This is a genomic window from Vibrio floridensis (assembly GCF_021852965.1).
Taxonomy (GTDB): domain Bacteria; phylum Pseudomonadota; class Gammaproteobacteria; order Enterobacterales; family Vibrionaceae; genus Vibrio; species Vibrio floridensis.
Genome location: NZ_JAKGCY010000001.1, coordinates 826,203 through 837,942 on the forward strand (window position 1 = coordinate 826,203; position 11,740 = coordinate 837,942).

General features: G+C 46.1%; 9 protein-coding genes. 7 read left to right on the forward strand and 2 right to left on the reverse strand.

Annotation, left to right across the window (positions count from 1 at the left end):
- Positions 1-459 precede the first annotated feature (459 nt).
- Together LZU85_RS03425 and LZU85_RS03430 are read left to right on the forward strand one after the other, a co-directional pair.
- Complete coding sequence (locus LZU85_RS03425; RefSeq protein WP_176299101.1) at positions 460-2,076, forward strand: methyl-accepting chemotaxis protein; 1,617 nt, start codon at positions 460-462, stop codon at positions 2,074-2,076.
- Between the two features lie 183 nt (positions 2,077-2,259).
- The gene (locus tag LZU85_RS03430; protein ID WP_176299100.1) at positions 2,260-2,778 is read left to right on the forward strand and encodes a hypothetical protein; all 519 of its coding nucleotides are present in this window, start codon (positions 2,260-2,262) and stop codon (positions 2,776-2,778) included.
- Here the strand turns inward: LZU85_RS03430 and LZU85_RS03435 are convergent.
- Complete coding sequence (locus LZU85_RS03435; RefSeq protein ID WP_237286378.1) at positions 2,759-3,169, reverse strand: XRE family transcriptional regulator; 411 nt, start codon at positions 3,167-3,169, stop codon at positions 2,759-2,761. The genes LZU85_RS03430 and LZU85_RS03435 overlap by 20 nt on opposite strands.
- Before the next feature lie 94 nt (positions 3,170-3,263).
- On the opposite strand from LZU85_RS03435, the gene LZU85_RS03440 reads away from it, so the two are divergent.
- From LZU85_RS03440 to pepT, 3 genes are all read left to right on the forward strand, one after another.
- On the forward strand, positions 3,264-4,172 hold the full coding sequence (locus LZU85_RS03440; protein WP_237286379.1) for an aldo/keto reductase: 909 nt from the start codon (positions 3,264-3,266) through the stop codon (positions 4,170-4,172).
- An 82-nt stretch (positions 4,173-4,254) separates the two neighbouring features.
- Entirely contained in the window at positions 4,255-5,130 is an 876-nt protein-coding gene (locus LZU85_RS03445; protein ID WP_237286380.1) for a DUF6279 family lipoprotein, read from the forward strand.
- A gap of 222 nt (positions 5,131-5,352) precedes the next feature.
- Positions 5,353-6,582, forward strand: coding sequence for a peptidase T (pepT, locus tag LZU85_RS03450; protein WP_237286381.1), 1,230 nt, complete (start codon positions 5,353-5,355; stop codon positions 6,580-6,582).
- Between the two features lie 73 nt (positions 6,583-6,655).
- Here the strand turns inward: pepT and LZU85_RS03455 are convergent, their stop codons facing one another.
- Positions 6,656-7,114 carry a dCMP deaminase family protein gene (locus LZU85_RS03455; RefSeq protein ID WP_176299096.1) on the reverse strand — a complete coding sequence of 153 codons (459 nt, stop codon included), beginning with the start codon at positions 7,112-7,114 and terminating at the stop codon, positions 6,656-6,658.
- A gap of 323 nt (positions 7,115-7,437) precedes the next feature.
- On the opposite strand from LZU85_RS03455, the gene LZU85_RS03460 reads away from it, so the two are divergent.
- Both LZU85_RS03460 and vmeZ read left to right on the forward strand, forming a co-directional pair.
- Entirely contained in the window at positions 7,438-8,565 is a 1,128-nt protein-coding gene (locus tag LZU85_RS03460; protein ID WP_176299095.1) for an efflux RND transporter periplasmic adaptor subunit, read from the forward strand.
- A gap of 9 nt (positions 8,566-8,574) precedes the next feature.
- Positions 8,575-11,727 (forward strand): multidrug efflux RND transporter permease subunit VmeZ, encoded by a 3,153-nt coding sequence (vmeZ, locus tag LZU85_RS03465; RefSeq protein ID WP_237286382.1) that lies wholly within the window; start codon positions 8,575-8,577, stop codon positions 11,725-11,727.
- The last annotated feature ends 13 nt before the right edge of the window (positions 11,728-11,740 follow it).

An 11,740-nucleotide genomic window follows, 5' to 3' on the forward strand; every position in this document is an offset into this window, starting at 1 on the left:
TCGTTGCAGAAAAAAAAGAGCTAACCTTGTTCACAGTTCATTTTGCGACAAAATTGACATGTTAATTCTCAGCCATGACTCACACTATTCTAGCGATTGGTAACGGTAAGGTAAGGAGGGTGTTAACGGTGTATTGGCCTATTTGGCGAAAAGAGTTAAGACTGACGGCAAAGCCGTGGGCTTTGAGTTAGCGAGAATATTTTCCATATGTTGTACTAGTGTTATGTTTTTATATTAATAACCCTTAATCATTATTCCCACTGCTTACAGCGTGTATAAAACCCTCTTTTTTAATACGAAATCCTCATAAATAGCGGTAAATTGTTAATTATTGAAACCCATAGATAACATATGGTTAAAATCGTGATGTGCATCCTTTGCTTATTCAATTAAGTGAGTAAAAATCGCATTTTATAAGAATACTCGATGTTGATTTCGCAAATAGAATGGATCTTTTAGATGAAATTAAGTGATTTGTCAGTTAAGTACAAACTTCTCTCGCTTGTTATGGTTGCGGTCTTTTTAATTGCAATTACCTGCCTTTACAATTTGAACGAACAACGAAAATCCTCTCTTGCTGAACGCGAAAGCAAGTTGAGTGCTCAAGTAGAAACGGCCGTCAATCTAATCAACTACTACCGCTCTCAATCCACTCAATTGGGGCAATCAGAGGCTCAATCGAGAGCCATCAATGCCATCAATCAACTTCGTTATGATGGCGACAACTATTTTTGGATCACAAACCCTCAGGTTGTGGTGATTACCCATCCGTTAAAGCCGGAACTAAATGGGAAAAGCGCTAAAGACTTTAAAGATGGTTCCGGGAAATTTCATTGGCGTGAAATGGCTGATGTAACGGCTAAATCGGGACAAGGATTCTTAGACTATCGTTGGAAGAGCCCACAAGGGGAGCTTAAAGACAAGATCTCTTATGTCGCTTCGGTGCCAGAATGGAACTGGATTGTAGGCTCAGGTATCTTAGTGGCCGATATCCAAGAGGCGTTTTACGCGCAAATGTTGAAAGAAACGATGATCGCTTTGGTAATGGCGGCCCTTTTATTGGCGATGGGATACGTTATTTCAAGCAATATCGTTTTGCCACTGAATCGATTGATAGAGAACACCAACCAAATAGCCGATGGCGATTTGCGCGTGCGCTTAAACTTCAACAGAAAAGATGAGCTTGGTGTCATGAGTCGAGAAATCGATCGTATGTTGGAAAAATTGCAGCTGACTCTGTTAACCGCCCATGACGCATCGGAACAAGCGGCACTTATGGCGCAAAATATTGCCCAAGCGAGTGAAGAAGCCGCTACCAGCGTGGGCAGCCAGCATTCGCAACTGGAGCAACTATCGACAGCCATGACCGAAATGAGTACCACCATCGCAGATGTGGCAAACAATGCAGAAAATACTGCGCACACCACGGGTTTGGTTACCGCACATGCAGAGCAAAGTGGCCAGTCGATGAGTAAGACCAGTGAGACGATTTCAAAAGTGTCGCACGAAATCTCTTCAGCGGATCAACTAGTGACAGAGTTAAAATTGGGTGTACAAGAAATTAGTGCCGTCGTGAGCGTGATTCGAGAAGTTTCTGAGCAAACCAATCTGCTTGCCTTGAACGCGGCAATAGAAGCGGCGAGGGCGGGAGAGCAAGGTAGAGGTTTTGCCGTGGTCGCGGATGAAGTGAGAAACCTTGCCTCGCGCACACAACAGTCAACAACCGAAGTACAACAAACCATCGATCGTTTGACAGAAAGAACAGAGCGAACAGTTAAAGCAATGGAACGTAGCAACAGTCAGGTTGAACAGAGTGTTGCCATTACACTGGAGACACAAAAACAGCTTTCGTTGATGGTGACGGAGTTGGTGAAGTCGAACGACATGGTCGCTCAAATCGCCGCCGCATCGGAACAGCAAGGGCTAGTGGCTAACGAAATGACAGAAAATGTTACCGCCATTCACCTTGCCGCAAACGAAGTTATGCAGTCTTCACTCTCGTTAGCGCAAGATAGCCAATCGATGGCTGCTACTGCAGAAATACTTAACGACCAATTAAGGTATTTCAAAGTATGAGACCACGAGAACAAAACCGCTCAATCGAGCGGTTTTATTTTAGGCCCTTGATTTGACTCTTACTCATACTACTTTATTCTGTTGGTCTTTTATCGCATCGTTTCCATTTTTATGCTTCCACTGTTATTTCGTTTTATGTTGAGAATGAGCATCCTCGCGGCATTGTCCTGTAGTTCAATTGCGATGGCTGAAACTTGGTCCGTAATAGGACAACTGACAGGGAATGAATCACCGTTGTCTCAAACGGCAGCTGACCATGATTCAGCAGGGTATCGATGTGAGCAAAATGAACACCAGATCATCTACTGCTATGACAGTGTTCGTTACTATCAAATCACATTTTTCGCTGAGATTGAATTTCACTCTTCCATCACCAAGATAAAACTGGGCGCGCCATACAAGTCCATCATCTGGTCACAGTTGCAATTGAATTTACGAAAAGATCGAATGCAAATGGCAGAAGCCTCTTCTTCAGGTCAGTCATTTTACGTACAAGCACTACTGGTGAACGCGACCAGTCAAGAGGAAGTAAACCTTGTCGATAGGAATCTGATCCTCTTCTTAAATCAACACCGCCTGCATCCACAGCAGCAACGTTGGCTTCCAGTTTCACAATACCACCTCGAACAAACCGATGTGTTGGTGGAGCTCAGCCACGATATGGAATGGATAACCTTAGAGATTACTCTTCTTTTACCTTGAAAGAAGAGCGCAGTATAAATGCCGCCATGCCTTCTTGAACCAAATAGCCATCGGCTTTCTTGTGTGCTCTAAGGTACTGATAGCCCGCGACAATCTGTTGCTGGGTTGGCCAATCTTGTTCGTTTAGTCTCCGGCCAGTCACGTATTGATACGCCATTTTATAGGCTTGGTCATCGACCACTTCGGCTTGTCGGTAAAGATAACCACAGCCAGTAGCTAACCATTCCAGAGAGCAGTTTGCTCGCATGGCAATTTGGTTGGCTTTAGAAAGGCTTGGCTCGGTGCCTTTAAGGTATTTGCGAATGAGTGCTTCTGAAAGTTCAACACGACGTGCAAAACCACTGACACTTTCTTCACCAATTAAGCTGGCTAATCTTTGGGCAAAACTCATCAATTCGTACTCCAGTTCGAATTCCGATAGTTTAAGCGTTGAGCCGATGGCAAAACAAGTCTAGGATTTAACGAGTTAAATAAAGGAGAACGCTATGGTAGCGAAAGTTGTAACTGCGCCACAGGGGCCGGAGTTTTCGGAGTTAGTGCAAGGATATTGGCGTTTAGGTGAGTGGAACATGACCCCTCAACAACGCCTAACTTTTCTAAAGCAGCACATCGAAATGGGCATAACAACCGTTGATCACGCGGATATCTATGGGCAGTACGAATGCGAGCGTTTGTTTGGAGAAGCGTTAGCGCTAGATAAAAGTGTGCGAAGCGAGATTCAAATCGTCACTAAATGCGATATCAATTTGTGTGGTGTGAAAAATCCACAGAGAATGGTTAACCATTATGACACCAGTGCTGCACACATCTATCAGTCGGTGAATAATTCACTAGAGCGCCTAGGTGTTGATGAACTGGATGTGCTACTTATCCATCGTCCTGATGCGCTGATGGATGCAGATGAAGTGGCTGAGGCGTTTGGTGAACTTCACAAAGTGGGTAAGGTGAAGCACTTTGGTGTATCGAACTTCTCACCGCGTCAGTTTGAACTGCTTCAGTCTCGTTTAGGAAAACCCCTGGTGACCAACCAGGTTGAAATCAATCCGCTGCAATTTGATGTGGTTCATGATGGGACGTTGGATCAACTGCAAATGCAGAGAGTGCGTCCTATGGCTTGGTCTTGTTTGGGTGGTGGGGCGCTGTTTTCCGGGAACAGTGAACAGGCACAGCGCGTTCGAAAGGAACTCGAAGCCATTCGTGCAGAAGTTGGAGCACAGAGTATCGACGAAGTTGTTTACGCCTGGGTGAGACGATTACCATCTAAGCCGATTCCAATTATTGGGTCAGGAAAAATTGAACGCGTACAGAGTGCCGTTAACGCATTAAAGTTTGAGCTAAGCCGAGAGCAATGGTATCGAGTCTGGGTTGCATCGAAAGGACATGGTGTGCCATAGAAATCAGAAAATTCAGTGACGGAGTAATCCGTCACTGACGCGTTTTCGTATTAGCAACGGATAGGCTAATGAAGGAGATGAGATGACGATTGGATGTGTCGCCAAATGGTTTGGAGGGAAGTGGGTTTATTTAGCCTTAGTGCTGGTGCTTGCAGGCTGCTCGAACAAATTCATATACACTAACCTAGACTGGGTCGTTTTAGAGTACATCGACGATTACGTCACCTTAGACCGCGACCAAGAAGCGATGCTCGATGAACGGCTTCAGCAATTGCTCTATTGGCATCAAGAGCAAGAACTGCCTCTTTACATTTCCCAGTTAAACACATTAGAGAACATTGATTCCGGGCAGGTAACGGCGCAGTTTGTCGTTTCTCAACGAGAGCTTATCAAGCAGCACACCACAAGATTGGCGACCCAAGTCGCCCCTGATCTCTATGCGCTCATCTTGTCTCTTTCCACTAAGCAAGAAGAGGAACTGTTAAAAAATCTGGCCAAAAAGTATCAAGAGCTCGACAATAAATACGGCAAACTGTCAGAGCTAGAGCGTCGTGAGCGCTATGTAGAACGCATCGAGGAGAGCCTTGAACGATGGATCGGTCGCTTAACGAAACAACAGAAAGCGCTCGTTAAGGGCTGGGTGAATGATCTTCAACTTACCACCCCGCATTGGCGGGAGCATCGCAATAAGATGTTAGCGGAAGTGCGCAAACTCCTAGTTAACAAACATGATAGCCATTACTTGCATGACAACTTGATGCAGTTCTTACTCGAACCTGAGAGCTACTACAGCGTAGAGCTTGGGCAAAAAGTCGCTTTCAATCTCGAACTGGCAAATCAATATATTCCCAAAATTAGCCAAACCATGACCCCCAAACAGTGGCAACATTTTCGCTCAGAAATTCAAGGGTGGCGTAATTTAGCTGTGGAACTTAACACGCAAGTCGCTGAACACTAACATCTCATTTGCGTCGTGAAGTGTCACTATTCTCCACATCAATCAGCCAAAAACTGATTCAAAGCAAATTCTCATCTCACCAAGTGCGTAAGATAGTTTGGTCGGGTGTGCATATCACGTTGAATTGATGCCTTCATTTTACGCCCGGCGAATCGTGGAGTGGTGTCGCAACCACAAAGATTACATGCACCGCTCTCGTTGGCTAAGAAGAAGAGAATTGCAATGAAACATTTAGTTCAAAGATTTGTTCGCTATGTCACCTTTGACACTCAATCAAACCCGAAAAAAAAATGCTGCCCAAGTACACCAGGTCAACTTAAGTTCGCTGAGCATTTGAGACAAGAAATGATCGCTCTTGGCTTGAGTGATGTTCAGTTGGATGAACACGGTTATCTCATGGCCAAATTGCCCAGCAATGTCGATTTTCCGGTGCCAGCTATCGGCTTCATCGCGCATATGGACACGGCGCCCGATGCGTCAGGTAAGAACGTCAAACCACAAATCATTGAAGACTACCATGGCGGGGACATTGCGCTTGGTGTAGGTGACGAGGTGCTTTCACCAGTTCAATATCCTGAATTGCATATGTTACATGGTCACAACTTAATTACCACTGATGGCACGACTTTGCTTGGTGCTGACAACAAAGCGGGCATTGCGGAAATTTTATCGGCGATAGAACTACTGATTGAAAGTCCAAACATCCTACATGGTGACATTTGCATTGGATTTACTCCCGATGAAGAGATAGGACGCGGTGCGAACTTGTTTGATGTTGAACGATTTGGTGCGCAATGGGCCTATACCATTGATGGTGGACCACAAGGTGAGTTGGAATACGAAAACTTTAATGCCTCCAGCGCCGATGTCATCTTCAATGGCGTGAGCGTACACCCTGGTACAGCGAAAGATAAACTGGTGAACGCCATGACATTGGCAACGCAGTTCCATGGCCGAATGCCAGCGGATGAAACGCCTGAAACCACCGAAGGTTACCAAGGTTTCTATCATTTAAAGTCGGCAGAAATGGGCGTTTCACGATCTGAGCTAGGTTACATATTGCGTGATTTTGAACGTGAAGGTATCGAGCGTCGTAAAGCTTACATGCAGGGGCTGGTTGATGAAATGAACCACAAACTCAAGCATGGTTCAGTCGAGGTTCGCTTTACCGATAGTTATTTCAACATGAAAGAGAAGGTGGAGCCGTTTCCTCATGTGATTGAACTCGCCAAGCATGCAATGGAAGAATGTGATGTCCAACCGATCATCAAGCCCATACGGGGCGGTACAGACGGGGCGCGCTTATCTTTCATGGGGCTGCCATGTCCGAATTTGTTCACGGGTGGGTACAACTTCCACGGAATTCATGAGTTTGCTTCAATTGAGCAGATGGAGAAGTCTGTTGAAGTGATTGTTAAAATAGCCGAACTGACGGCGAAAAAATATTCGTAACTGGCCGTCAGTTGTAACAAAGCCCAGCGTTTGCTGGGCTTTGTCGTTTGGGGCTGCGATACTGAGTATCGTTTTAGCGAACCTCTTTATGATCAATGTCTTGAAGCGGTAACCAGTCCACCTCAACACCCGCTTGATCAAACATATCTTGGCTAACGGCTATCTTGTCACCCCAGCGAGAAAGAAAATCTTCAGATTGTTCTGGGCAATGCACTCTAGCAATGCCGGTTTGAATAATTTTCGCAGCACAATTCGGGCATGGAAAATGAGTAACCCAGATATCACAACCATCTAAATCGCGCTTAGAAAACAAAATCGCATTCTCTTCGGCGTGCAGTGTTTTGAGATACTTAAGCTCCCGTTCATCGGTCTCAACACTGTCAGAAACGCCGTGCGGGTATCCATTGAAACCCACAGAAACGATTCGGTTTTGTTTTGTGATAACGGCGCCCACTTGGGTAGATGGATCTTTACTCCACGATGCAACCAGTTCAGCCATTTGGTAAAAGCGTTTTGCCCATTTAGAAATCATTTTTCATCCACTCTGAATTAGGATCTTGCATGAATGATAACGCATTTTGTTTAAAAACATAGATGTGACGGTGGATATCCTTAATTTTACCTATGGTTCTTGGGCCGCTGATAACGATTAAGCTAAGAAGGACAATATTTCAAACTGGAAAAACCATTACACAAACTCAACATCTAAGCTCAGTTTCTAACGATGCTTTCTCTCCGTTGCATACCCTTACACTTTGAAACAGTTTCGTTTTTTTATCTGATAGTGTTCGGACAATTCACAGTGCAAGCTTGCGTATTTTAAAGAAAATTCCTTTATATTTGCATGGTAAATGTATGAAATTAAAACCAATTGTCGGGGTTATGGTGGCGTCAGCTTTACTTTCGGGGTGCGGTGATAAAACCCAGCAGCAACGATTGTTACAAGCACCGTTAGTGGTCACACAAAGTGTCGTAACTCTGGATTATCAACCGAGCAACGCTTATATCGGCCGAGTGGAAGCGGTGGAAGATACCAATATTACGGCGCAAGTTTCTGGTTATCTCCAAGCGCGTCATTTTGAAGAAGGCCAGTTGGTTGAAAAAGGGGCACTTTTATACACAATTGAACCATCCTCATTTGAAGCACAGGTTGCAAGTGCCAAAGCATCTTTGGCTCAAGCAAAAGCAGCGCTGAAAAAAGCAGAGTTAGATCATCAACGCGGTAAAAACCTTTTGCCAAAAGGCAGTATCTCTCAATCTGAGTTTGATGCGTTAACTGCGAACCTGCTAGGTGCTCAGGCGCAATTAGAAGCAGCTAATGCCCAGTTGAAACTGGCGGACGTTAACCTGTCTTATACTCAAATTCGCGCGCCGTTTTCGGGAAGGATCAGTGACAGCAAAGTCAGCACAGGTGATCTGGTTTCTCCTTCCTCGGGCATCCTGACCACGTTGGTGAGCCTTGATCCCATCCACACTGCATTTAGCGTCAGTGAACGTGAACGTTTAGCACTTGGTATGGAAAGAATCAAAGGTGATGGCTCGGCACAATCGTCCGCGGTGGAAGTGCAACTCGTGTTAGAAAATGGTGCGTTATACAACCACCTAGGTCGATTAGATTTTCTTGGCAATCGAATCGATACCCAAACAGGCACCATCGCATTACGCGCAGTGGTTGACAATCCAGATCATCAGCTGCTTCCTGGTCAGCACATAAAAGTCACTTTGCGTGATAAGCAAAGCAAGCAAGTGGTCGTAGTGCCACGCCGTGCGGTGCAAACCGATTTAGAAGGCAACTTTGTCATGCTTATGCTTGAAGGGGAGGTCGCCGAACGTCGAAATGTGACACTGGGTGCGCAAGTGGAGCAAGGCGTGATTATTGGTGAAGGATTGAACCAAGGTGATGTTGTGATTACTCAGGGATTACAACGTGTCAGAAACGGAATGGCTGTACGTGTTCAAACGCCTGAAGAAAACAATGGTTAAGGTTGCGTTATGTTAAGTCGTTTCTTTATTCAGAGACCCAAATTTGCGCTGGTTATTTCAATCATCCTGACGCTAGCCGGAGCAATCGCATTGGCTATTTTGCCCGTTGCAGAGTACCCAAAAATCAGTCCACCTTCAGTGAGTGTCACCGCTTATTATACGGGTGCAAGCGCTGAAGTGGTTGAACAGGCGATTGCTGATCCGATAGAGACATCGGTGAATGGTGTTGAGAACATGATCTATATGTCCTCGAAAAGCGCCAATGATGGTTCATACAGTCTCAATGTGACTTTTGATGTCGGTACCGATCCAGATATGGCACAGGTGAACGTACAAAACCGAGTTGCACAGGTTGAGTCAAAACTTCCTCAGGAAGTACGTATGGTCGGTGTAACGGTGAAAAAGCGCTCACCAGATCTGCTGATGGTACTCAACTTCTATTCGCCAGATGGCAAGTATGATGACCAGTTTTTGATCAACTACATTAACTTAAATGTGAAGGATCAACTCGCTCGCGTGACGGGTATCAGTGAAGTGAACGTGATTGGTGGTGGCGAATACGCAATGCGTGTTTGGCTAGACCCTGAGAAAATGGCCACCCTGAAGCTGACCACATCAGATGTATATGCCGCCCTTAGCCAGCAAAACGTGCAAGTGGCTGCTGGCCGCGTGGGGGCTGCGCCGTACAACAACCCGCAAGAAGTGCAGTTCAACCTAGTCACTAAAGGGCGCTTGGAAAGTGTTAGTGAGTTTGAAAACGTTGTATTACGTGCGAACTCGGATGGTTCAAGCGTCTATTTGAAAGACGTTGCGCGGGTCGAGCTTGGTAAAAAATTCTACGATGGAAATGGTAAGTTCCGTGGGCGTGATGCATCGATTGTCGCACTGTCGTTACAGTCTGATGCCAACGCATTGGAAAGTGGCAAGGCGGTAATGGATCTACTCGAACGTTTAAGTACCAACTTTCCTCAAGGAATGGCTTATGAAACCAGTTATGACACGACTGTGTTTGTCGCCGAGTCAATCAAAGGTGTCGTTAAAACGCTAATTGAAGCAATTTTGCTGGTTATTGCCGTCACTTACCTGTTTTTAGGTAGTGCGCGTGCAACCTTAATTCCAGTGGTTGCGATCCCTGTTTCGCTCATCGGTACCTTTGCCGTGATGCTTGCAACCGGTTTTACCATCAATACCGTGACGTTATTTGGTTTGATTCTGGCAATCGGCATTGTGGTGGATGATGCGATTCTAGTGATTGAAAATGTCGATACGACGATGGCGAAAGACCCAACCATTTCGCCACGCAAAGCGACATTGATGGCTATGAAAGAGGTGACAGGACCGATTATCACGTCAACACTGGTTCTTTTGGCGGTGTTCTTGCCGGTCGCGATGTTGCCGGGGATTACCGGAATTATGTATCGCCAATTCGCTCTCACCATTTGTATCTCAGTCGTCATTTCTTCTATCAATGCCCTAACGCTTGCGCCAGCACTTTGTTCGTTAGTGCTGAAACAAGGCGGTGAGAATACCGCGAACTGGTTCAAAGCTTTCAACCGTGGCTTAGAGCGAGTCACTTACAGATATGGGCAAATAGCAGGATTTCTGGTGAAAAAGTCGCTTTTGTTGGTGGCCTTTTTCATGGTGGCGGTGGCCGCAGTGGCACTTTTTGCCAAAACTACTTCTACGGCTTTTGTGCCTCAAGAAGACAAAGGTATCTTGCTGGTTAACGTCCAACTCCCAGACTCTGCATCGTTGTCGCGTACTCAAGAGGTAACGGATTCTCTGTTGAACATGGTAGAGCAAGAGCCAGGAGTTGATGGCGTAACGGTTGCTAATGGCTTCTCGTTTATGACCGGTGCCGCGGCATCCAATGGCGCTTCGATATTTATCAAACTGCATGACTGGGAAAAAAGAAACGCACTCGACGGAAATCACTCAGCAAATGCCATCGCTCAGCGCATAAATGGGCGAGCGGCGACAGAGCTGCCACACGCGGTCGTTTTTGCCATGGGGCCGCCAGCAGTGCCGGGAATGGGCGCGGCGTCTGGATTTGAGTTTGTACTGGAAGACACCTTGGGCCGAAGTCGTACTGACTTGGCGATGGTCATGGGTGAAATGATTCAAGCTGCGAATCAAGCGCCTGAAATTGCTTATACCTTCAGTACATTCCGAGCGAACGTGCCACATTACTATGTGGATATCGACCGCGAAAAAGCACAGCAGTTGGGGATCCCACTGTCGTCGATTTTCCAAACGCTACAAGGTAACTTGGGGTCGATGTATGTCAACGACTTCACAATGTTTGGTAAAAACTTCCGCGTAACGATGCAAGCGGATAGCCAACATCGCAGCAGTATGGAAGATCTGTCTCGTTTCCATGTGAGAAGCGCGTCGGGTGAGATGATCCCACTCAGTACGTTACTGAGTTATCAACAAGTGTTTGAACCCGATGTCGCATGGCGTTACAACATGTACCGTAGCGCGATTATACAAGGGCAACCTGCACCTGGTTATTCCAGTGGTGATGCCATCGCCGCAATGGAGCGTATCGCCTCTGACTTGCTTCCTCAGGGTTACACTTATGAATGGACAGGAATGGCATACCAAGAAGTGCTAGCTGGCAACCAAGCAATATACGCATTTGCGTTGGCGCTTATCTTTATCTACCTTTTCATGGTGGCTCAATACGAAAGTTGGAGTATCCCGTTAGCGATTATTCTTGTTGTACCGGTGGCAACCTTAGGCTCATTCTTAGCCTTGAACATGACGGGAACACCACTGAACCTCTACGCACAGATAGGACTAGTGTTGCTGATTGCACTTGCGGCCAAGAACGCGATTTTGATCGTGGAATTTGCCAAACAAGAGCGTGAAGATAAAGAAGTGGAGATTGATCAAGCTGCTGTAGAAGGGGGTAAGTTACGATTCCGCGCAGTGAACATGACGTCATGGTCGTTCATCTTAGGCATCTTCCCGCTGATTTTTGCATCAGGGGCAGGTCACGTAAGCCAAAACTCTTTAGGTGTATCCTTAGTGGGTGGGCTGTTGTGCGTGCTGCTTGCAGGAACCTTCCTCATACCTGGCTTCTACGCCATGGTTCAGCGTAAGAGAGAAAAAATTCACGGTGGAAGCACAAAGCTCGTTCCTCTCGATGATGAGTAGTTTGAGCGGTCGT